This window comes from Larkinella humicola (genome assembly GCF_008727875.1).
GTDB lineage: Bacteria > Bacteroidota > Bacteroidia > Cytophagales > Spirosomataceae > Larkinella > Larkinella humicola.
Window position 1 is genome coordinate 230389 of the sequence record NZ_VTWS01000006.1, and the last position, 21697, is coordinate 252085.

19 protein-coding genes are annotated in these 21697 nt (G+C 51.5%); 5 read left to right on the top strand and 14 right to left on the bottom strand.

Annotated features, from left to right (window positions below; translation table 11 throughout):
* Window positions 1-189 precede the first annotated feature (189 nt).
* Both F0P93_RS22490 and F0P93_RS22495 read left to right on the top strand, forming a co-directional pair.
* The gene (locus F0P93_RS22490) at window positions 190-1170 is read left to right on the top strand and encodes a hypothetical protein (RefSeq protein ID WP_150879987.1); all 981 of its coding nucleotides are present in this window, start codon (window positions 190-192) and stop codon (window positions 1168-1170) included.
* Between the two features lie 45 nt (window positions 1171-1215).
* Window positions 1216-2634, top strand: a complete 1419-nt coding sequence (locus F0P93_RS22495; RefSeq protein ID WP_150879988.1) for a hypothetical protein — start codon at window positions 1216-1218, stop codon at window positions 2632-2634.
* A 76-nt stretch (window positions 2635-2710) separates the two neighbouring features.
* Here F0P93_RS22495 and F0P93_RS22500 read toward each other — a convergent pair whose 3' ends face one another.
* The gene (locus tag F0P93_RS22500; protein WP_150879989.1) at window positions 2711-3484 is read right to left on the bottom strand and encodes an NIPSNAP family protein; all 774 of its coding nucleotides are present in this window, start codon (window positions 3482-3484) and stop codon (window positions 2711-2713) included.
* Between the two features lie 142 nt (window positions 3485-3626).
* Here F0P93_RS22500 and F0P93_RS22505 point away from each other — a divergent pair, with 142 nt between their 5' ends.
* Window positions 3627-4589, top strand: a complete 963-nt coding sequence (locus F0P93_RS22505; protein ID WP_150879990.1) for an alpha-E domain-containing protein — start codon at window positions 3627-3629, stop codon at window positions 4587-4589.
* Between the two features lie 66 nt (window positions 4590-4655).
* Here F0P93_RS22505 and F0P93_RS22510 read toward each other — a convergent pair whose 3' ends face one another.
* From F0P93_RS22510 to F0P93_RS22540, 7 genes are all read right to left on the bottom strand, one after another.
* Window positions 4656-5423 carry a hypothetical protein gene (locus tag F0P93_RS22510; RefSeq protein WP_150879991.1) on the bottom strand — a complete coding sequence of 256 codons (768 nt, stop codon included), beginning with the start codon at window positions 5421-5423 and terminating at the stop codon, window positions 4656-4658.
* Between the two features lie 276 nt (window positions 5424-5699).
* Entirely contained in the window at window positions 5700-7712 is a 2013-nt protein-coding gene (gene glgB, locus F0P93_RS22515) for a 1,4-alpha-glucan branching protein GlgB (RefSeq protein ID WP_150879992.1), read from the bottom strand.
* Between the two features lie 73 nt (window positions 7713-7785).
* Window positions 7786-8379, bottom strand: coding sequence for a Uma2 family endonuclease (locus tag F0P93_RS22520; protein ID WP_150879993.1), 594 nt, complete (start codon window positions 8377-8379; stop codon window positions 7786-7788).
* 23 nt (window positions 8380-8402) lie between these two features.
* Window positions 8403-10088 carry a putative maltokinase gene (locus tag F0P93_RS22525; protein WP_150879994.1) on the bottom strand — a complete coding sequence of 562 codons (1686 nt, stop codon included), beginning with the start codon at window positions 10086-10088 and terminating at the stop codon, window positions 8403-8405.
* A gap of 102 nt (window positions 10089-10190) precedes the next feature.
* The gene (locus F0P93_RS22530; protein WP_150879995.1) at window positions 10191-10790 is read right to left on the bottom strand and encodes a hypothetical protein; all 600 of its coding nucleotides are present in this window, start codon (window positions 10788-10790) and stop codon (window positions 10191-10193) included.
* A 98-nt stretch (window positions 10791-10888) separates the two neighbouring features.
* Window positions 10889-11263 carry a hypothetical protein gene (locus F0P93_RS22535; protein WP_150879996.1) on the bottom strand — a complete coding sequence of 125 codons (375 nt, stop codon included), beginning with the start codon at window positions 11261-11263 and terminating at the stop codon, window positions 10889-10891.
* A gap of 302 nt (window positions 11264-11565) precedes the next feature.
* Window positions 11566-12183: a chemotaxis protein CheB gene (locus F0P93_RS22540; RefSeq protein WP_150879997.1), complete on the bottom strand. Its 618-nt coding sequence runs from the start codon at window positions 12181-12183 to the stop codon at window positions 11566-11568.
* Window positions 12184-12429: 246 nt separating this feature from the next.
* Between F0P93_RS22540 and F0P93_RS22545 the strand changes: the two genes are divergently transcribed.
* Together F0P93_RS22545 and F0P93_RS22550 are read left to right on the top strand one after the other, a co-directional pair.
* Window positions 12430-15579, top strand: a complete 3150-nt coding sequence (locus F0P93_RS22545) for a CheR family methyltransferase (protein ID WP_150879998.1) — start codon at window positions 12430-12432, stop codon at window positions 15577-15579.
* Between the two features lie 265 nt (window positions 15580-15844).
* Window positions 15845-16324 carry a response regulator gene (locus F0P93_RS22550; protein WP_150879999.1) on the top strand — a complete coding sequence of 160 codons (480 nt, stop codon included), beginning with the start codon at window positions 15845-15847 and terminating at the stop codon, window positions 16322-16324.
* Window positions 16325-16351: 27 nt separating this feature from the next.
* On the opposite strand, the gene F0P93_RS22555 is transcribed toward F0P93_RS22550, so the two are convergent.
* The 6 genes from F0P93_RS22555 to F0P93_RS22580 form a co-directional block, all read right to left on the bottom strand.
* Complete coding sequence (locus tag F0P93_RS22555; protein WP_150880000.1) at window positions 16352-17188, bottom strand: response regulator transcription factor; 837 nt, start codon at window positions 17186-17188, stop codon at window positions 16352-16354.
* A gap of 130 nt (window positions 17189-17318) precedes the next feature.
* On the bottom strand, window positions 17319-19337 hold the full coding sequence (locus tag F0P93_RS22560; RefSeq protein WP_150880001.1) for an alpha-1,4-glucan--maltose-1-phosphate maltosyltransferase: 2019 nt from the start codon (window positions 19335-19337) through the stop codon (window positions 17319-17321).
* A gap of 22 nt (window positions 19338-19359) precedes the next feature.
* Window positions 19360-19785 (bottom strand): response regulator, encoded by a 426-nt coding sequence (locus tag F0P93_RS22565; RefSeq protein WP_150880002.1) that lies wholly within the window; start codon window positions 19783-19785, stop codon window positions 19360-19362.
* 1 nt (window position 19786) lies between these two features.
* The gene (locus F0P93_RS22570; RefSeq protein WP_150880003.1) at window positions 19787-21067 is read right to left on the bottom strand and encodes a sensor histidine kinase; all 1281 of its coding nucleotides are present in this window, start codon (window positions 21065-21067) and stop codon (window positions 19787-19789) included.
* The gene (locus tag F0P93_RS22575) at window positions 21067-21390 is read right to left on the bottom strand and encodes a circadian clock KaiB family protein (protein ID WP_150880004.1); all 324 of its coding nucleotides are present in this window, start codon (window positions 21388-21390) and stop codon (window positions 21067-21069) included. The genes F0P93_RS22570 and F0P93_RS22575 overlap by 1 nt, the downstream gene beginning before the upstream one ends.
* 1 nt (window position 21391) lies before the next feature.
* Window positions 21392-21685, bottom strand: coding sequence for a circadian clock KaiB family protein (locus F0P93_RS22580; protein WP_150880005.1), 294 nt, complete (start codon window positions 21683-21685; stop codon window positions 21392-21394).
* Window positions 21686-21697 lie beyond the last annotated feature (12 nt).

Below are 21697 nucleotides of genomic sequence, written 5' to 3' on the forward strand. Positions count from 1 at the left end.
GAGAAGAGACAAGAGAAAAAAGATCCAGTCCGTCATTTATTGAGGTTATTTTCTTTTTTCTCTTGTCTATCTTCTCTTGTCGAACACAAAACCTCCCGAACCTTTCAGAAAAACCGGTTGTTAGACAATATTATGTCGGTCAGGCCGGTTTTTATACAACACCTTTTGCCCGGTAGTTAACGTTTTGATATGACGTTCGAAGAGCAGCTAAACAACAACTCAACCGTACCGGATTTCCCAACCTTTTCGCCAGAACCCCTGCCGGACTGGTTGAGCGATGACAATCTGCTGCGTGACGAAGCCGCTCTTCTCGGCTTATCCCATGCTCCGCTGGAAGAAAAAACAAGCCTGATCCGTCTGTATTTTAAACAGCAAACGATTCAATTGGAACGGGAACGGGAAGAATTAGGCGAAAAAATCGGCGAGTTGAATTTAGGGATCGAACACATGACCAACCGCATTGAGGAATTGCGGCAAAAAATCACGCGCCTTGAAGCAGCCAAACCCGATGGTGAACCGCATTTTCTCAAAACCGTCACGGGTTTGATCGCTTGCCTGGGTTTGCTGATCGGGACTTACTTCCTGATTCTGGAAACCCTGAAACTGCATTTCGGAGAAAACCGCTTGATCTCCCTCGGTGTCGCTTTAGCCGGTTTTCTGGGTTTGTACCACCGCACAACGATGGCAACGGCCCCCACTACTCCTTTTTCCGTCCGGCAACTCCTGACCGACGCCGGTTTGCCCTTTGCAACCTCTTTTTTCGTCTTTATCTACGCTTACCAAACCCAATCAGCCCTATCGGCACTGGGCATTTTTCTATTTCTTTTCTTCCTGTTTCTGTCCGTCGGGAAGCTGATTCCCGGACTTTTAACGGCTTTGCAGAACGATTTTCGGTATCGAAATCAGGAAAAAAATCTAAAAAATGAGCAAAAACCGAAAACAGTAGCGTGGGAAAATGAGATTAACCTATTAACAATCAGGGTCGACGCGATCCGCGTACAGAAGTGGCAACTCTTGACTCCTCTGAATCGGGTCGAGTCGGAACTGTCTCATACCAACACCCGACGGGACTTGTTGATCCAGTTGTTTGAAAACGAATTTAACCTGGCCCGCAGCCTGCGCGACCGGCTTTCGGAGCACCAAATACGGGCCATTGTGGCGAGTGAATAAGCTGTCGGCATCCCTGACGCCCACAACTTCTAAACGGAAAACGATATGAACGAGCAGCAGCCAAAAGATAGCCAGGATTTTCAGCACGGATATACGAGCGGAGTCGAAGGAACCGACCGCCAGAATTATGAAGGCTATTTATCGAGTCAGGTCAGTGACGAGTGGATTGAGGAGCGCGTGGAGAGCAAGCGTGACGAAATCCGGCAAATCGACCAGAAACTAGCGGATACGACGGCCCAGCGCCGGGCCGCCTTCGACCGGCTTCAGGACCACATCATGCAGACGACGCTGGCCGGAAAAGGAGCCGAGCATCTGGAAGCCGAAATCAAAACCGTGGAGGACGAACGCGAGCAACTGAAAGAACGCCGGCAAAACACGGCGTCGGAATATTCGCTGCTGGCCGGCCTGATCTTTGTGGCCGCCGGTATTTCGTTCGTTGCCGGTGATTTGATCATCTCCCACGAAATTGTGGCCTATGCGCTCAACATCCGCAATAATGTGGAAGCCTGGATGTTTGCGGTAGGGCTGGCGATGGTTTCCATTCTGCTGAAACCAGCCTATGACCGGCTGATCGAGGAACCGTACCTCACCAACTCATCCCCCGAAGCATCCCGACGATACGGCTGGTTCAAAATGGGGCTGGCCATTCTGTCGATTGTTACGCTGGTGATTCTGGGCTGGTTTCGGTATGATGCCTACCGGACCGATAAACTGAAGGAAGCCATCAACAAAAGCATCAAAAACATTCAGTTGAATGCGACGCCCCTGGACCCGGCCAACCCCAATCCGGTGGCCGATCAGCGGGTTTTGCAGAAAATCGAGCGTCAGCTTCAACAGTCCGACGAGTTGAACCTTCAGTTGGTCAACAGTCCGTGGGCGTTGCTGTCGTTTGTGTTGAGTGGTGTTCTGTTTGCCCTGGCCGGAGCGGTCTGTCTGGGAATCGGCTTGCCGGTTTTGCAGAAGTTCTGGTTTCGCTGGCTCCAGGTCGACCCGCGGTTGTGGCGGCTGCGTCGCCGTCGCCGGAAGCTGGAAAAACTGTACCAGGCCGTTCAGCAGGAGGTGGCGAAACACCTGACGCAGAAGAACATCATGGACCATGAGCTGAAGATTCTGGCTTCGCTGGACGAACTGCGGCAACGTAAGCAGCAACTGACGAATGAGATTGACCAATTGATTGACGACCGCAAACTGGCCCGTACCGACAGCCGGATTGCCTCTTTCAATGATGGCTATGAGAAAGGTCAGGCGGCTCGTCAGGCCATGACCGAAGAAGAATTTAACCAGTATCGGAACGGTTTTTTCTCCGTTTCCAATCTGGCAACGAAAGCCCGCTCCTCGTCCGACCAGGAACGCTTGCCTGCCGACAAAACAACGTATGCCAACCAACGCCCCGTCAACGGCCTTCGTCCCCACCAGGCCGTCCGCCAGCACCTCGCCGATGGCTTGGATAATGATATTGAGTGAATTGTGATTGAGCGATTGAGAGAACGGCCTGTCGGTTTTTTCACTCAATCGCTCAATCACAATTCACTCAATAAAATCATTGAATCGGTGAATAGTCCGTTGCCTTCATGTAAACCGACTCGACTTTGGTGGTCAGTGGGCCATTTTTCTCAGATTCGGCTTTGGCTTTTACCCATTTCGGATCGGCCCGGAACTCATCGAAATGCTTCTTGCCTTCGGCTTCACTTGGATGCGCCAGAATGTACACCAGTTTCGACTGACCGCTTTCGTCGGGCTGCGTCGTCAGCCAGTAGCCGATGTTGGTCATTCCGTGTTGCTTAAACAGCTTGAGGGTATGGTTTTTAAAACGGGCCACCAGATCGTTCAGTTTACCGGGAGCCGGTGAATAGGTACGCAGTTCAAAAACCCGTCCCGGTTTTTTCGACGCTTTGATTTTGGGCGAAATTTCGGCCTCGGTCATGAAAATCTGGTCGACTTTGGCGACAATTTTGCCTTTCGCTTCCGTTTTTGCTACGACTTCCTTCCATTCGGGATCGCTGCTGAAGGCTTTCCACGACGCATCCCGGGCTTCGCGGTTCGGGTACGACAGGATGTAAATCAGCCTTTCCGGCGAAGCATCGGTCGGGGTCCAGTAGCCGACGTTGGTCATCCCGTGCTTTTCAAAAATTTTGGTGGTGTATTTTCGGAAACGGTCGATAATATTCTCGTAATTACCGGGCGTCGGATAATAAATCCGGACTTCGTACAAGCGCGATGGATCGGCCGGTTTGGTGGATTTCGGGTCCGAATTAGCTACCGAAAAACTTAGTGCAGTTACAACAAGGCTACAGGTTAATAGGAAATTTCTCATTGGTACGCGGCTGTTAGTTGAAGTACAAATGTAGACAGAGAAGCGACAGGATTAATTGATTAATCATAATTTCGATAAAGGCACTTTTTTCAGATAAAAAACTATCTTTACAAATCAAATATCCCTATAAAATTTTGATTTTATGCTGAGTCGCGTTGCAAACTCTATCTATTGGATGAACCGCTACATTGAACGGGCCGACAATTATTCCCGTTTTATGAGTGTTAATTTTAATCTGGCGTTGGATTTACCGCCCAATGTCGACGAACAATGGGAACCGCTTTTAATTGCCACCGCTGATAATTACCTGTTTTACAACTACTACCAGGAACCAACCCGCGAGAATGTCATCGATTTTATGACCTTCGACAAGCGGAATCCCAACTCCATTGTGAGCTGCCTGAACAACGCCCGGGAGAACGCCCGGACAATCCGGGAAAGCATTTCGAAGGAAATGTGGGAAAACATCAACGACCTGTATCTGCGCGTTCGGGACACGACCACGAAAGGAGAATCAAACCTGAACCGGTTGCAGGATTTTTTAAATAACGTCAAAAATGGTTGTCAGCATTTTTACGGCGTCATCGACTGCACCATTACGCGCAACGAAGCCTGGCATTTCGGGCGGGTGGGCCGGTTTCTGGAGCGTGCCGACAAAACCTCCCGGTTCCTGGATGTGAAGTATTTTACGCTCCTCCCCGATGCCGACGCCGTGGGTTCTACGCTCGATTTGATGATCTGGACGGCCGTTCTGAAATCGGGCAGTGCCTACAACATGTATCGCCAGCAATACAAAATGATCAGTTCATCAACCATTGTTGAATTCCTGATCCTGGACAAACTTTTCCCCCGTTCGGTTGCGCACTGCATCCGCCAGGCCGAACTGTCGCTCTACGAAATATCGGGAAATCTGATTACCAATGGGTTTAAAAACGAGGCCGAAAAAGCGCTCAGCAAACTTCGGTCAGAGATTGAGTTTACCGAAACCTCCGAGCTTTTCAAAACCGGCCTGCATCAATACCTGGATCGTTTTCAGATTCGTACCAACGAAGCCGCCAAAGCCGTTTATGAAACGTATTTCAGCTTGAAACCAGTCGAAGCCTGACAAACGCTCAACGGCTTGGGGGAATTTTCATTGACACAGAAGTTCACTCAAGCCGTTGAACTGTCGTTATTTATAAAACGGAAACGTCAGGGCGACGTACCCCATGGCGGCCCGGTTGCGGAAACGCCGGTTATCATCCTCAATATTCAAATTGCTGGCCCGCATTTCGGTGGTAATCCAGTGGTAACCGACTTTCACGCCCATCCGTCGCAACACATTCAGCCTCACATAGACTTCGCTGGAGAGTGATCCCAGATCATTATCGCCCAGCAATCGCAGATTCAGGCGCTGAGGCTGAGCGTATTGCAGGGGTGAAACCCGAAAACTCACGGTATCGATTTCTGAATCGGCATTGGTGTGTTCAAAACGACCGGTTGTCGACCGGTAGCGTCCTTCCCGGCTTTTGCCGAATCCCAGGCCGATCAGATCGGCACCAGCTCCTACTTCCACCGGTCCCAGCCGAATCTGCGCCCTCAAACCAAAATTGACGGTTGAAACCGTTACCCAATCGAACCGCATGGTATCGATGTTGGCCGCTACTTCGGGAGCAGATAAGGCCCCGAAGCCGGTTTTTTCACGGGTGAGCCGGGCGGGGGCCGTCGTATAATTCAGGTTATCTCCGTAAAAAGTCCCCCCTTTGATCGTCCAGCCAATCGAAAAAATCTTATTGGCGTCCAGATTTAACAATTCGTAGTACGTAAAAGACGGAGCCAGGTAATCTTTTTTAAATGCGGCCCCCACATCCACCCCGCTGCTGATCCGGCTGGCGGTGGGCGTTTGTGAGAAGGCGACGGCAGACGTAAAGACAAGTGCTAATGTTACTATTTTTTTCATATAGGAAACTTACTTTGTAAAGCAAAGTTAATGGGATTAACTGAAAGCTGGTGGTTTTGTTTCGCGCCGACCGCATCGTTTTTTTGCCAAAAATTCGTTCTACGGCCAATCCGATAACATTCAGGCAAGTAAATGGTTTAGAAAACTTACATGTATAGGTCACAACTGACGGTTCGTGAATCCTGCTTTGAAACCGGTGTCAAAGGCCTTGAAATCCATGATTGCCCAAACAATAATTTTCATAAAAAGTATGCCCGCGCGGGGCATACCTGAACTTTATGCTTCATTATTCTGATACTTCAGCACCACCGCTCCCAACGGCGGCACGGTGAGGATGATGGAAGCCTGACGCCCTTGCCACTCCTGCGGTTGCGAGACAAGCGGCTGGCTATTCAGCAGACCACTCCCAAAAAACGCCCGGTCATCGCTGTTGAACAACTCGACCCAGGTGCCTGCCGCCGGAACACCAATGCGGTAGTCGGTGCGGGGAATGGGCGTCATGTTCAGCACAATCACCACCTGCTCTTTGGTACGGGTGCCTTTCCGGGCGTAGACAATCATGCTATTTTCGCGGTCCGTCGTGTCGATCCACTCGAAGCCCTCGGCCACAAAGCTCTGCTCATACAGCGCCGGTTCGCTGCGATACAGCCGGTTTAAGGCTTTCATACACTCCTTCATGCCCTGATGAGGTGTATAATCGAGGAGGTGCCAGTCGAGGCTCCCATCGAATTTCCACTCCGAGGTTTGCCCAAATTCACAGCCCATGAACAGCAGCTTGGTGCCGGGATGTGTGAACATATACGTAAACAACAGCCGCAGGTTGGCAAATCGTTGCCACTCGTCACCCGGCATTTTGCTGATCAGGGCCTTTTTGCCGTAGACTACCTCATCGTGCGAAAATGGCAGCATGAAGTTTTCCGAAAACGCATACACTGTGCTGAACGTCAGCTCGTCCTGGTGCCAGCGACGGTAATACGAATCGCGCTGAAAATACCGCAGGGTGTCGTTCATCCAGCCCATCATCCACTTCATGCCGAAACCCAAACCGCCCGTGTAGGTGGGTCGGGTCACGCCCGGGAAGGCCGTCGACTCCTCGGCAATCATCTGGACTTCCGGAAAGTCCTTGTAAACCGCTTCGTTCAGTTCCTTGAAGAGCGAAATGGCTTCCAGGTTTTCCCGGCCACCGAATACGTTTGGTTCCCATTCGCCGTGGTTACGGGAATAATCGAGGTAGAGCATCGACGCGACGGCATCAACCCGCAGTCCGTCGGCATGAAACCGGTCCAGCCAGAACAGGGCATTGCTAAGCAAAAACGCCCGCACCTCGTTGCGACCGTAATTAAAAATATAGCTTTTCCAGTCGGGATGGTAGCCCTTCCGCATGTCGGGGTGTTCATACAGGTGCGAACCGTCGAACTCATACAAGCCGTGGGCATCACCCGGAAAGTGCGAAGGTACCCAGTCGAGGTACACGCCGATGTTTTCCTGGTGCAGCCGTTCGATCATGTTCATGAAATCCTGTGGCGTACCAAACCGGCTGGTCGGCGCAAAATACCCGGTAATCTGATAGCCCCACGACGGGTCATACGGATGCTCCATAACGGGCATAAACTCGACGTGCGTAAAGCCCAGTTCCTTGATGTAGGGCACCAGTGCATCGGCCACTTCGTTGTACGACAACTGCCGCGTGGGTTCCGACGGATCACGACGCCACGAATTTAGGTGAAGTTCATAGACGGAAATGGGTTTGTTGAGGGCATTGAATTTGCCCCGGTTCCGCATCCAGTAATCATCTTTCCATTCGTACCAGTTGTCCCAGACAACCGAGCCGGTTTTGGGCGGGGTTTCCCACCAGAGCGCAAACGGATCGCCTTTTTCAAGTTCCCGGCCGCTATCGTGCGTGATGGCATATTTATAAATCTCACCCCGGCCAATGTGGGGTACAAAAGCTTCCCAGATGCCCGAACTATCCCAGCGAACTTTCAGCGGGTGGCTTCCTTTGTTCCAGCCGTTGAAATTGCCGATGACGGCGACATACCGGGCCGACGGTGCCCAGACGGCAAAATACGTACCGACAACCCCGTCGACTTCGACGACGTGTGAGCCCAGCTTTTCATACAGACGGGTGTGTTTTCCGGCCCGGAAAAGATAGATGTCAAATTCGCTCAATCGACTGTAATTTCCTGAACCGGTTGAAGGCGACGGCGATTCCGGTGTTTGGTCGACAGTCTCCGTTTCCGGTTTTAGGTCAGTGGTAACAGGACTTTGTTTGGTCGTACGTTTCGCCATAAGAAAGCTATATCGTTTAGCTCGTGAAATATAGACAAATTTTCACCGATGAATCCAATGAATTCAACCGGTTTTATTCTTCGAAGACTTCGTGGAGATCGATTTGGAGGTTCGGAAAGATCAGCGGAGACAAGGTATCGCTCTCGTCGTACGGGTGTTGCCCGATAAACTGCCCCTGTTCGTTGAGCGTATAGACCAGGACGTTATCGTATTCGGGCTGAACAATCCAGTATTCCCGGACACCGGCTTCCTGATACGCATCAAACTTCTCCTTCATTTCTTTCTTCGTATTGCCTTTCGACAATACTTCGATCACCAGGTCCGGTGCGCCAATGCAACCCGCATCGTCCAGTTTGGCCACATCGCAAACGATGCACAGATCCGGCTGAACCACGGTGGTAATCGTTTCATTCGTCAGTTTATTCTTGCGGGGCAGTCGAACATCGAACGGCGCCATAAAGACCTGACAGGGTTTACCCTTCATGTAATTGCCAAACGGCAAATAGAACTTACCAACCAACTGCTGGTGTCGGCGACTGGGTGCGGGCAACATTTTCCAGATGTAGCCGCGTATCAATTCAAGCCGCTCCTGAACCCGCCACGTCAGGTAGTCGGCATAAGTGTATTGCCGGGTTAAATCCAACTGATCCAAACTGGTTATTTCCATAGAAATGCGCGTTTAGCACAAACTTACTCTTTTTTCGTCTGCAACAACCCCATTTGCAGCAGCGGGAGTTCCGAATTTCGGCTCGGGTCGGCAATCCGTATTTTTTCAATTTCCCGGATCACATCCATGATTCCCTTCAGCGGAATTTTGACCCAGGCCGGTCGATAACTGATCTCGTACCCCAGTTCATACACGGCTTTTTCCAGCAAATACACCAGCAGCAGGAAGTTCACTTCGTTGCTGTTCTTAAACAGCGGATGCGGGCTGCCAATCGTGTCCAGATAAGCATCCATGTACGTATCCCGAATGAGTTTGAACCAGCGTTCGGAAACGCGCTGCAGGTGATCAGGCTCGATACCGGCGGTTTCTGTGCTACCAAAGAGTTTGGCCGAAACCGCATAATGATACGACCGGATCATCCCGGCGACGTCTTTCAGGGGTGAATGTTTGATCTTTCGCTCGCTGATGCTGCTTTCCGGCTCGCCTTCAAAGTCAATGATAATGAAATCGTTACCCGTTGCCAGCACCTGTCCCAGGTGGTAATCGCCGTGAATCCGGATGCGCAGCGAGTCGAGCGGGCGGGTGCGAAAATCGTCGACAAATTCGTCGATCATCTCCTTAGCTTCCATGAACACCCACGCCAGGCTTTGCGCCAGCGGATCAAGTTTCGTGTAATTGTCGATGAGCAGGTTATACCGCCGTTCGAGCAGACTTTCAAACCGCCGGATGATGAACTCCCGGTAGTCGTCAGTGAAGGGTTCAGCAGCAAACGCCGGATCGCCCGATTCCGGACCGTACAACGCCAGGTGCATTTGACCCGTCCGTCGGCCCAGCAATTCTACCCGGTCGAACACGTCTTCCCGGATCGTAAATAACCGGTGCGGAACGGCATACAGAAAATCGTTGAGGTAATCCCCGGTCTGGTTCCAGCTATCCTGCTGATTTTCGACCATTCGCTGCATCATTCCGAGTGTAATGTCCGGCACCCCTTCCTGCTCCCAGATCATGCTTCCGGCGTAGGCCGGGATGTGGGCAAAGTTGCTTTTTTCGGTCAGAAAACTGACCAGATCCACTTCCGGATTGGTTTCCTGAAAAAGCTTGCGGTAAAGTTTCAGGAAGTATTTCTCACCCTGAGCCGGAACGCCAAAAACCAATGCAGAATTACTCGAGTCAACGGGCAATACGCGACTGGTAACCAGCACACTGACGTCTTCAATGGCCAATCCCTTTCCCCGGTGGAAGGTCAGTTGTCCGTCTTTTTGAGTCAGTGTTTTCTGGTTCACGAGGTTACCATACAGGGCCTGCCGGAACCGCTCGTCGTAAATGGCATCGACTACCAAACCACGTTTTTTATCAAAAACCGCAATTGTCAGAATCCCTTTCGGCACAATGGCCGGTGCGTCGGGCTGATCAACTTCAACAAATGATAAAGGAAGTAAATAACGCTCCGTTTCACCGTCGGCATAGCCCACTTCAACGATTAGCAGAAACGCTTTTTCGAGGGAAAAGGCATCGGTCTGAAACGCGATTTCGTGTATAAAACGAATACGGAATCCCTCCTGTTGGCGGGCTTTACCGGCAAACCACCGGCACGAGTTCACATAGGGAGGTAGAATCGCCGTTTCCAGGAACCGGATAGCATCCTGATCCCGGATCAGATTACTCCAGGCATGCGGGCTGGTCAGGTTGGTGGCGGTTGAGTCGAACATGGAGACAGATCGGTGGTACAGGCAAAGCGATTCTGCCCGTAATAATACAAAGTGATTCCGTAAATAAGCCTGTTTGATAAGTATAAATTGCGAATCAAAATCTCATTCCAGCAGATAATCCATGAGGATTTTCCACTGAATTTTCTGGTAGAAAAGCCAGCCTGCCGTGGCAATGACGGTATTGACCACTGCACGGCCCCCGGCTTCCGGATTCTGGTTGTTGATTCGCTCGTTCTCACCAATCTGACAAGCCGTAAGGGTATTTCCCACCCATTCCACGCGAAATGTACTGGTCGATTCATCCGTAAAAAAATGTTCAGTCCGGTTTTCGTTTTCGTGTGGATCCGCACAGGGACGGGCGGTAAAACCGGCTTTTCTTTCCTCATCAACGACCTGCGTAACCGTTACCCAGTTTTCGGGCGTTGGGCCGGGGAGTTCCAGGCGAATGAAATCGTTAACCGCAGGCCGACCCGACGGTTTTGGATGACCGGCAGCATCGTGCAACACAAACCCGGCGGTAAGACTGGATACGTCAGACCAGCGGTTGACGTCAAAAACTTTCTCTCTCGCGCGGGCGAAGGCCTGCTGGGCCGTCTGATGGTCCGGAAGATTTTTCTGACTGCAATACGTCTTGTCAACTGAATCATCCCCTTTCAAAAGATCGACACCGTGCTGAATGGTCTCTTTGATGCTGGTTTTCATACGGTTAAAGAGAAATGGTTTACCGGATAGGTATCAAAAACCCATTCCAATCAACCGATCGAAATGGGTTTTGTTAGCAAATAATCAAAAACCGTCCGCTAGTTTTCAGAACCTGCGTCACCGAACGTACGGCCTTTGCTCCGTTCTTTTTTCGTTTTAGGACTGGCTTTCGCTTTTTCTTTCACCGAGACCTTGCCGTCGGCAGTTGACGGCGACCGCGCTTCCCGACTTGCCTGCTTGCCCGAACGTCCGAATTTATTGGAGGTGCTGTTGCTATCCGGGCGAACGCCGGTTACGTTGCGGCTGATGCCCGCCCGGGTTTTGCCGGACTCCGTTTTCTGTTCTTTCACATTCGTACTCTTACCCTGAGACGGATTGGCCGCATTGCCTTCCGAGCTGGTCGTCTGAGCCTGGGTCGGCAAGGTGCTGAACAACCCGGCCACTACCGCTGCGATTAAGATTCCTTTTTTCATTCGTTGAGTTGATTAAATGACGTATTCCCGTCCACAAAAAGTCGGGTTCAGCGCATGACCCGGGGTTGAGACGGATTCAATTCACCCCAAACCCGGCATCAATGGTTGCAAAACCTACCTCGTTAACACCATTCGTTTCTGCATTGTTATCGAAAATAAGCCACGGCCCCCAACTTTATAGTCTAAAAAACCGCATCCTTCCGGCGCAGGAATGGGAATTCCGAAACGGTTCATTCTCTGATCCGGTTTCTGTATTTTGGTCCTGCTGGCAGATAGATTCGTGGAGTTGCAGGTCAGGGGCGTTAGCTCAGCCAGTTCAATGATTCCCATGTCGAAGGCGTTTTCTCCGGCACGTCCTCCTGCGTCAGGCGTTTGAGCAATTCCGCCATATCGGCCATCCGGACGCGGTGATCGACATCGACGAATTCCAGCACACTATCCGGCATACTGGGATACAGCGCATCGTCCGGTTCCTGAATAATGGTCAGACCGCCGAGCCGTTTGATGGACCACATACCCGATGTGCCGTCGTTCAGCATTCCTGTCAGCACAATGCCAATCACGCGGGGACCGTAGGTATAAGCGGCCGATCGAAACAGTGCGTCGATGGATGGACGGAAGCGGTTTTCTTTCGGACCTTTTTTGACAATGATCCGATCGTGTTCAACCAGCAGGTGATGGTCGGGAGGAGCCACATAAATCTGACCCGGTCGAACGCTTTCTCCATCCCGGGGATGAACGGCCTTCAAGGGTCCCGCGTGGGTCAGAATGTCGGGTAAAAAACTGGGCGAGTGGGGCGAAAGATGCTGTACGATAAAAATAGAAGCCCCAAAATCGGAGGAAAGAGTCGGCATCAGTCTTTTCAGAGCCGTTATGCCCCCTGCCGACGAGCCAATGACCACAATATCGCGCTTTGCCACAACCGTTTATCCGTGAACTCCTGGTAATTAGTTTCTATAGTATTCTCTTTAGACCTTTCGCTTTTTGCCCCAAAAGTGGATTTAGGAGCAAAAGCGAAAGTGCAAAGAATTATCAGACAAAAGTCCTGCTTTCATTAAAATACGGTAACAATCCTGGAAGGTCTGGAAATTCCTCACCTTCCAAACGCGCGCTCTTCCCGTTTCAAAGTAAACCAGTAACTTGCACGATAGTTTTTGGAAACTGGTATGGCAAAACGAACCGCATCGACCCATCAGCCTGCAGAGGAATTTACGCCCGTTGTTGCCATTGGGGCTTCGGCAGGGGGGCTGGAAGCGCTGACGCAACTATTCGAAAATCTGTCGTCTACCACCGGTTTTGCCTACGTATACATCCAGCACCTCGACCCTACTCAGGAAAGTCATATTTCCACAATTATTGGCCGCACAACGCCCATGCCGGTTAAAGAGGCCGAGCAGGGCATGCGGATCGAGCCGGATTATGTCTACATCATTCCACCCGACAAGGCGATCGAACTAGCCGATGGAGTCCTGATGCTTTCGCCCCGCCAGCCCCGACCCCACCTGCACATGCCGATCGACCAGTTCTTTGTCTCGCTGGCCAACCGCCAGAAAGAGGGAGCGATCGCCATTCTGCTTTCCGGCGCAGCCTCCGACGGCACCCTGGGCCTGAAAGCGATTAAAGCGGCCGGTGGCATCACCATCGTGCAGGACGAAACCGCTCAATTTCAGAGCATGCCCAAAACGGCCATTCACGAGGGCGTGGTCGATCTGGTGCTCTCCCCGAAAGAAATCGCCAAAGAACTAGAGCGGTTAAGCCACCAAAGTTACCTGTTCCGGTTAACGGCGCTGGTGGAAGGGCCGTCGGAGGTGGAAACGCCGGATGAAGACCTGAAAGCGGTGATCCAGTTTATCAAAAAGTCGACCGGTGTGGATTTCACCCACTACAAAGTGTCGACCATCCGTCGGCGCATCATTCGGCGGATGCTGCTTTACAAACTGGAAAGGTTGCAGGATTACATTCAGTATATGAAGCAGCACACCAACGAGGTCAACGCCCTGTATAGCGACCTGTTGATCAACGTGACGCATTTTTTTCGGGACGAAGAGACCATGGATTACCTGAAGAAAATCCTGCTGCCTCAGATCATTAAAAACAAGCTCCCCCGCGAACCGCTCCGCATCTGGATTCCGGCCTGCTCTACCGGCCAGGAAGCCTATTCGCTGGCGATGCTGATTCTGGAAGTTCTCGACGACCGCGTCCCCGGCCTGTCGATCCATATTTTTGCAACCGACCTGAGCGAGTCCGCCATTGCCAAAGCCCGGCACGGCAGCTACACCCGCAGTGAAGTAATGGACGTTTCACCCCAGCGGCTGCACCGGTTTTTTACAAAAGTAGACGATCACTACCGCATCAGCCGAACCATTCGTGACCTGTGCGTTTTTGCACCCCATAATATTTTCAAAGACCCGCCTTTCTCCCGGCTCGACCTCATCAGTTGCCGTAATCTGCTGATTTACCTGGACCAGGTATTGCAGAAAAAAGCCATCGCGACCTTCCATTATGCGCTGAATCCGACCGGTTATCTGTTACTCGGAAAGTCCGAAACCATCGGTTCTTCCGCGTCGTTTTTTGCTCAGTTGGAAAAGAACTACAAAATCTACGTGCGTAAAAACGACGTTACCAGCCGTCCTACGTTTGAAATGAATCCGCGGATGCCGGAAACAGAGCCTATGGAAGAACCGAATCGAAATCCTAAAAATCCCAAAACCGGCACACCCTCAACCGACCTGGACACCGTTGTCGACACGCTCCTGATGACGCAGTATGTCCCGGCCAGTGTGGTGGTCAATCAGGACCTCGACATTCTTCAGTTTCGGGGTTCTACGGGTTTATTTCTGGAGCCTCTGCCGGGAAAAGCCAGTCTCAACCTCCTCAAGATGGCCCGCCCGTCTCTGCTTTTCGAGTTGCGCAATACCGTCCACAAGGCCCATAAATCGGGGGAGACAAGCCGAAAAACCGGCCTGGAAATCAAGGTGAAAAACAAAACGCACCAGGTTGCCATCGAGGCTGTTCCGCTCAAAACCGCCACGGAAGAACGGCTTTTTCTGGTTGTCTTCGAAGAAATCAGTACCCCGGTTATTGCCGAAAGCGGATCGGCGGGTGTGCGCTCCCGCCGAATCAAGCAATTGGAAGAAGAACTGTCGACGCTGCGGGAAGACCTGCATTCGATTATTGAGGAGCAGGAAGCCAACAACGAAGAACTGCAGTCGGCCAACGAGGAGATCATCAGCAGCAATGAAGAACTGCAGAGCATCAACGAAGAACTGGAAACGAGCAAAGAAGAAATCGAATCGTCGAACGAAGAGTTGCAAACCATCAATCAGGAGTTGCAGCAGCGCAACGACCAGTTGACGGAGGCTTACGCCTTTGCCGAGGATATTTTTTCGACCATTCGGGAAGCTACGCTGGTTCTCAACAAAGACCTGCGGGTGATGAGTGCCAACCGGGCTTTCTACACCATTTTCCAGGTGCAGCCCGAAGCAACGGAAGGCCGGTTGATCTATGAACTCGGAAACCGCCAGTGGGACATTCCCCAACTCCGAAACATGCTCGATGCCGTTGTGCAGGAAGATGCCGAGTTTCAGGGCTTTGAGGTCATTCACAGCTTTCCGAAGATTGGTGAAAAAGTGATGTACCTCAACGCCAGAAAGGTGGTTCGGCAACACAGTCAGGAAGCCATTCTGATGGCCATAGAGGACATTACCGAACACCGGCAGGTGCAACGGATGCTGTCGGAACAGGAAGCGTGGTTTCATACCATTGTCGACAGCGCACCGACCCTGATCTGGGTTGCCGGCCCCGACGGCCACTACAAATACCTCAACACGGCCTGGCTGTCCTACACGGGTCATTATCTGAAGGAGGAATTGCTGCAAGGCTGGACGTCCGATATTCATTCCGATGACCAGGAATCCTATCGGCTGATGTATCAGACCTGTTTTCAAAAACGGAAGCCCTTTTCCTATGAATACCGCCTGCGCCGACAGGACGGCAACTACGGCTGGATTCAGGAAAAAGCCCGCCCTCTTTTCAAACCGGATGGCACGTTCAATGGCTATCTGGGCACTTGCACCGATGTTGATCCCGAAAAAAATCCGACGCAGGAGCTGGATTTGCGCGTTCAGGAGCGTAGCGGGGAAGTCCGGAAAACGGCCGAAAATTTACAGGCCATGCTGAACAGTTCGCTGGGAGCAGCCTCATTGATGGATCTGATGGAAACGGAGGAAGAACGGTCGCAGATGATTGGGATGATGCAGCGCAATCTGAACCAAGTAACGGCGATGCTAACCGAGTTGCAGAACTTCACGCCGTAGGAAGCGGGTCAGGTGGAGTCCGAATCAATCCCGTCAGTTGAAACAACGATCGGCGAAGGCACGGTTTTCAAACAGGTTTGCCCGGAAACGTATAAGCGGAGCGGTAGATGCACCCTCCTGGAATGCTGATGCCGATTCGTACCTGTTCCGAAAGTTCTGCAAGGGAACAAAAAAAATCGCCCCGGCTGAACACCTTCGGTGATTGGGTGTTATCATTTGTAGAATGTACTCGTTTCGCAATCCATCGGAAACATGACCTGAAACTATGACCGTCTTAAAAACATCAGCAAGCCCGAACCGACATCGCAAAGCCCGAATCCTGGTCGTTGAAGACAACGAGGATCACACGTTGCTCATCAAAAATGCCCTCCAGCATAGTTTTACTGACGTTGAAGCCGTGATGATGTCCGATGAACACACCGCGATTCATTACCTGGAGGAATGCGCTCAAACCGGACTGCGCCTTCCCCAGTTGATACTGCTGGATCTGTATCTGCCCAACCGGGAGAATGGTTGGGCTTTTCTGGAACTGGTTAAAAAACTGAGTCCGGAAATGGGGCAAATCCCCGTTGTGGTTTTCAGCAGTTCGAGCAACGACGAAGACATCGCCGAATCCTATGACCGCGGAGTGGCCTCCTACGTCGTCAAGCCTATGAATTTTGCGGAATGGACTGATTACTTTCTGACCCTGAAGGAGTACTGGTGGGAAACCGTGTCGTTGCCCAATACGCATTCAATGTACTAGCCCTCACTCCGGTATCGGCCAGTTCGGCTAGACCGGAGCTACCCGGCCATTGCCGCCTTGTGGGGCTGAAGCGACCGACAGCCAATACCGGAATAGCTTCTCCAGCACCTGAATAAACCGGGCCAGATCGGTGGGGTAAACAATGACCGAATTGGCTCCCGATGCGTACCCTTGCTGCGCCTGATCATAATTACCGGCCGACGACAGCAGGATGGTGGGAATAAATCGGAAACGGGAACTGTTCTTGAGCGTTTGCAACGTGAGCATACTGCCCGGCTGGCCCCCATCCAGCACAATGACGGCGGGCATATCGGCCTCCCCGGTGCCGGAGAGTACTTTCTGAAGTCCGTTGCCGGTGTCGAATAGTTTCAGCCCCCACTGCGACCATTTTTCACCCATCAACTGCTGCACCAAACTTCCTTTCAGCTCATCAGCCATCACCACCCACATCCGCCGGGATGCCAAAGACGGTTGCTTTTTTTCGATACACGCCGGTTCTGAAAAAGAAGGATTGGCCGACCCGGGTGTCCCGTTTGCCGGAAAGGAAAGGGGTAACATCGTAACCAGGAGCGGGTCAATGATCAGACTCCAGCGCCGACGGCTAACGGGCAGTGTTTCACCATCCCGAAGGCTGACCGAACCCGCCATTTTATGACCCGGAGGAGCTTGAAAATCAGCAATATAATGAGGATTTACCAGCGCGGTTTTGTGAACCCGAAGAAAACCGGAGAGTTGTTTTTCAAAGAAAACCAGTGATTTCGCTAACAGAACCTTGCGCCCGTCACAATAATGGACCCACGAATAATTGCTGAACCCTTTCAGGTATTTAATCAATGCGGGGTATTGAATCGCTTCCTGAATCATGTTGTTTACCGATAAAAAGTGTTTGTGCTATACACTCTATAAAGTAACCAGATTCAGGGTAATTGTAGCCGCATTTCTTAGGCAATGGCACTTCTTTTTTACGTTTTGGCGACGTCGAAACCCAGGACGTTCAGGCTTCGATTTTCAGCAAGTGCATGGGCAACAGATAGGGGTCGAGTTCAACGTAGTTCCATTGCCCTTTCCAGGTGTATTGAGCCCCGGTCAGCAAATCGTGCACCACATATTCCTGTCCTTCGGCGATGCCCAACTGCCAGATTGGCACCTGCACCATACCCGCCCGCCGGTTGTAGGCGTCCGTGTTGATCACCATCAGCAGCCGGTTGGTGCCCGTCACTTTCAGATACGCCATCAGCGCGTCGTCGTCGATGCGGCAGAACGTCAGGTTGTTGGTGGTTTGCAAGGCCGGATTTTCCCGCCGGATGCGGTTGACCAGCCCGATCAGGTACGTCAGCCGGTTGGTGCGGTTCCAGTCCCAATACCGGATCTCGTATTTTTCTGAGTCGATGTATTCTTCCTTGCCCGGAAACGGCAGATGTTCCATCAACTCGAACGACGGTCCGTAGATACCGTAGTTGGACGAAAGCGTAGCCGCCAGCAAATACCGGATCAGAAACTGCGGCTCGTGGCCCGATTGCAGGATATACGGGTTGATATCGTGCGTGGTTGGCCAGAAATTCGGACGATAATAACTTTTCATCTCCCCCTGCGTCAGCTCGGTCAGGTATTCCTCCAGTTCCTGCTTGTTGTTGCGCCAGGTGAAATAGGTGTAGGATTGGGCAAAACCGCGCTTCGCCAGTTGCTGCATCACCTTGGGTTTGGTGAAGGCTTCGGCCAGAAAAAGCAGATCAGGGTACTGCTTTTTTACTTCCGTAATCAGCCACTCCCAGAACTGAAACGGTTTGGTATGCGGATTGTCGACCCGGATGATCCGGACGCCCCACGACGCCCAGGTCAGCATCGTCTCCTTCATTTCGATCCAGAGACTTTGCCAGTCGTCGGTTTCAAAATAAACCGGATAAATATCCTGGTACTTTTTCGGCGGATTTTCGGCGTATTGAATGGTGCCGTCGGGCCGTTTTTTAAACCATTCAGGATGGTCTTTGGCCCAGGGATGATCGGGCGAAACCTGAATGGCCAGGTCCATAGCCACCTCCATACCGTGATTTCGGGCAATGGCAATCAGGTGTTTGAAGTCGTCGAGAGATCCTAATTCGGGGTGGATGGCCGTGTGGCCGCCCAGTTCCGAGCCAATGCCATACGGAACCCCAGGTTCGCCGGGTTCCGAGACCACGTTATTATTTTTCCCCTTCCGAAACGCCTGTCCTATGGGGTGAATCGGTGGCAGATAGAGCACGTCGAAGCCCATCGCTTCAATGCGCGGCAACAGCTTTTCCACATCCCGGAATGTACCGTGCCGACCCGGCTCCTGCGAAGCGGATCGCGGGAAAAGGCAATACCACGTACTGAAACCTGCTTTGGGCCGATCGACGTCGATTATGAGTTCACGGCCATACCGGGCCGGATGTTTCCGCTCGGGATACCGGTGGATTAATTCGGTAAATGATTCGCTTTCCACAAACTGAAAAGCCTCCTGGTAAGCCGCATCATTGTATTCATCGGACCCGGCTTCCAGCAAAGCGGCCAGCCCTTCCAGCCTCGCTTTGTCGTCCCCTCCGGCCCGGTGAGCCATGCCTTCGACGTACACCGCCCCGGCTTTGAGTTCACTCGTCAGGCGCTGACCAGCCGCCCTTTTCAGCTCGACTTCGTGTTTCCAGGAAGCGATGTGATCCACCCACCCTTCGATCGTGTAGGCATACAGGCCCGGTTTTTCGACCGAAAACGACGCCCCCCAGCGGTCGTTGTTGACAAAAACCATCGGCACCTCGGTCCAGGCCGAATCATCCGGATGTTTATAGAGGAGTCGGGCGGCCAGTTTATCATGACCATCCAGAAAAATATCGGCTTCAACGGCAATGACATCACCGGGAACGGCCTTGATCGGAAACCGACCGCCATCGAGTTCGGGCGAAACCCGCTCGATCACGACGCGAATCTGACCATCAGAAGGCAGGTTTGCCAGTTTATAGGCCGCAGCGGCCGAACGGGAAGTTTTGATACGGGTGGCCATAGTCAACCTGATTAGCAAGAGTTTAGCTAACGGACACGCGTTTGCAGGCCGCCAGAATTTCGTTCATCATCTCGTTGTAACCGTCCTTCGAAACGGGCTTGGATTTCACCGAAATAGCCCCCAGTTTCAGGCACTCGTCGATCAACTCCCGACCCACGTACGTTGAGTAAATGACAACGGCAATTTGCGCCAGCCGATCGGTGTCTTTGATGGCTTTCAGCGTTTCTTTTCCCGTTAACTTAGGCATGTTCTGATCCAGAATGACAATATCCGGCAGTTCATCGGGCGATGTGATCCGATGGAGGTAGTCGAGAACTTCCACCCCGGTTGTTACGCCGGGCAGCAGTTCAATATCGGTGCGATTCCCCAAAAAATCTATAAAAAACTCGCGGTCATCCCCATCATCTTCAGCCAGTAAGATTTTCTTTCTGGAAAGGTCAAAAGCCATTTCAAGCCGGTTTATGTTGCTTCAAAGGTAAGCTAATAATGAATGTAGAACCCATTCCTTCCTTACTTTGTGCCCTGATCCGTCCATTATGTTTGTCAATAATACGTTTGGTGACCGCCAGCCCGATGCCCGACCCTTCGTAGATATCTTTGGTGTTTAATCGCTGAAACAACGAAAAAATCTTTTCAACGTACTGTTCATCGAACCCGATCCCGTTGTCGGTGATCTGGATTGCACAAACCGGCTCATCCTCCGGGTTAGCCGGATCGACGGGATCGACCGCTTTAATTTCAATCACCGGCGGCTCGTCGGCTTTGGAAAACTTCAGCGCATTGCTGATCAGGTTATGGAAAACCTGCCGAATCTGCCCCTGATTTACTTCCACTTCGGGCAACGGATCGATCCGAACGCGGGCGTTTTTTTCCTGAATCCGGAGTTCAAAATCTTTCAATACTTCCTGAACCAGTGCATTTAGATCCGTCAAAACGTACGTGTCCGAATGCGTTGATAAGCGGGAATAACTCAGGATGTCGATAATCATGGTGCGCATCCGGTTGGAAGAGTCGATGATTTTTTCCAGATACCGCACGCTGTCAGCCGGTAGTTCATCGATGTGCCGGTCCTTCAACAATTCCGAAAACATCTGAATCTTGCGCAACGGCTCCTGCAAATCGTGAGAGGCTACCGATGCAAACTGCTGCAAGTCGTGGTTACTGACCTCCAGCGCCGTGTTCATCTCTTCCAGTCGTTCGTTGTTGGATTTCAGCAGCCGCTGGGTGGCCTTCTGAACGGTGAGATCGGTCACGATCACGCTCATGGAAATGCCGCCATCCAGTTCCAGCGTCGTCACAGAAAGCTGACAAGGCACCTCTCTATCGTTGCTCAGGATGCAGATTTCAATTTTGCGGTCTACCGTCCACCCTTCGTTGAACAGGCTGTTGTAGCGGTCTTTATAAGTGGCAGGGATGAATGTATCAAACGACAGGGCAATCACTTTTGACAGTGGCATGGCTACCATCGACGCAAATTTTGAATTGCAGTAGAGAATCAATCCTTCTTCATTGAGCGTAACTGCCCCTTCGTTCATCGTTTCGATGAATACCCGATACGTCTGGTCAGCGGTTTTGAGGCTATAAAGTTCGTGCCCGTCCTTTCCCTGCACCACCAACGCATCGACCTGACCCGTTCGGATCGCGTGAATGGTTTCGGTGGCCTCCTCCAACTGGATCTGTAAGGCTTCGTTTTCCTGGACGAGTTGTTCGTAGGTTTTAGCCGGTTTCATCAACTGGTATGAGTAATGCCCAGGCCTTTGAGCACCTTTTCGGTGTCCGACATATCGCCGATCAGCCTACGCTGGGGCAAGGGCATTTTTTTTATCAATAAAGGTAAAGCAATGATCTGTTCACTTTCTGCGAGCATTCGTTGCTGGTAGACATCAATAATTTCCAGGGAATAGTTTCCCGCAAGATACGTTTCACAAATGTGTTTCAGATTGGCAATGGCCCGGATTGAGTTAATCGAAGCCCCGGTTACAAACAGGCGCAATTCAAACTTCTGCCCGTCGCCATCTGAATTTATATCCGGAGTTGTTAACTGCTCGATCATTCTATTTTTTTGCCGGACGAATGTTCAGTCCAACCAACACTTTTTCTTCGTTCGACAAATCACCAATGATTTTCCGAATGGGTTCGGGGACCTTTTTGACCAGTGTCGGAATGGCCAGAATCTGATCTCCTTCAGCCAGTTGGGGCTGCACCAGCAAATCTATCACCTCAATGATGTACTTGCCTTTCAGGTGCTCTTCACAATACCGCTTCAGATTGGCCAGTGCCGTCACGGATTTTGCCGTCTTTCCGGCAACGTATAGTCTTAACTCCCAGATTTCCTCTTTTGTTTCCATTCCGTTCAGTGG

Coding starts and splice junctions, on each gene's coding strand:
- F0P93_RS22490 (WP_150879987.1), top strand. CDS start 190: ATGACGTTCGAAGAGCAGCTAAACAACAACTCAACCGTACCGGATTTC.
- F0P93_RS22495 (WP_150879988.1), top strand. CDS start 1,216: ATGAACGAGCAGCAGCCAAAAGATAGCCAGGATTTTCAGCACGGATAT.
- F0P93_RS22500 (WP_150879989.1), bottom strand. CDS start 3,484: ATGAGAAATTTCCTATTAACCTGTAGCCTTGTTGTAACTGCACTAAGT.
- F0P93_RS22505 (WP_150879990.1), top strand. CDS start 3,627: ATGCTGAGTCGCGTTGCAAACTCTATCTATTGGATGAACCGCTACATT.
- F0P93_RS22510 (WP_150879991.1), bottom strand. CDS start 5,423: ATGAAAAAAATAGTAACATTAGCACTTGTCTTTACGTCTGCCGTCGCC.
- glgB (WP_150879992.1), bottom strand. CDS start 7,712: ATGGCGAAACGTACGACCAAACAAAGTCCTGTTACCACTGACCTAAAA.
- F0P93_RS22520 (WP_150879993.1), bottom strand. CDS start 8,379: ATGGAAATAACCAGTTTGGATCAGTTGGATTTAACCCGGCAATACACT.
- F0P93_RS22525 (WP_150879994.1), bottom strand. CDS start 10,088: ATGTTCGACTCAACCGCCACCAACCTGACCAGCCCGCATGCCTGGAGT.
- F0P93_RS22530 (WP_150879995.1), bottom strand. CDS start 10,790: ATGAAAACCAGCATCAAAGAGACCATTCAGCACGGTGTCGATCTTTTG.
- F0P93_RS22535 (WP_150879996.1), bottom strand. CDS start 11,263: ATGAAAAAAGGAATCTTAATCGCAGCGGTAGTGGCCGGGTTGTTCAGC.
- F0P93_RS22545 (WP_150879998.1), top strand. CDS start 12,430: ATGGCAAAACGAACCGCATCGACCCATCAGCCTGCAGAGGAATTTACG.
- F0P93_RS22550 (WP_150879999.1), top strand. CDS start 15,845: ATGACCGTCTTAAAAACATCAGCAAGCCCGAACCGACATCGCAAAGCC.
- F0P93_RS22555 (WP_150880000.1), bottom strand. CDS start 17,188: ATGATTCAGGAAGCGATTCAATACCCCGCATTGATTAAATACCTGAAA.
- F0P93_RS22560 (WP_150880001.1), bottom strand. CDS start 19,337: ATGGCCACCCGTATCAAAACTTCCCGTTCGGCCGCTGCGGCCTATAAA.
- F0P93_RS22565 (WP_150880002.1), bottom strand. CDS start 19,785: ATGGCTTTTGACCTTTCCAGAAAGAAAATCTTACTGGCTGAAGATGAT.
- F0P93_RS22570 (WP_150880003.1), bottom strand. CDS start 21,067: ATGAAACCGGCTAAAACCTACGAACAACTCGTCCAGGAAAACGAAGCC.
- F0P93_RS22575 (WP_150880004.1), bottom strand. CDS start 21,390: ATGATCGAGCAGTTAACAACTCCGGATATAAATTCAGATGGCGACGGG.
- F0P93_RS22580 (WP_150880005.1), bottom strand. CDS start 21,685: ATGGAAACAAAAGAGGAAATCTGGGAGTTAAGACTATACGTTGCCGGA.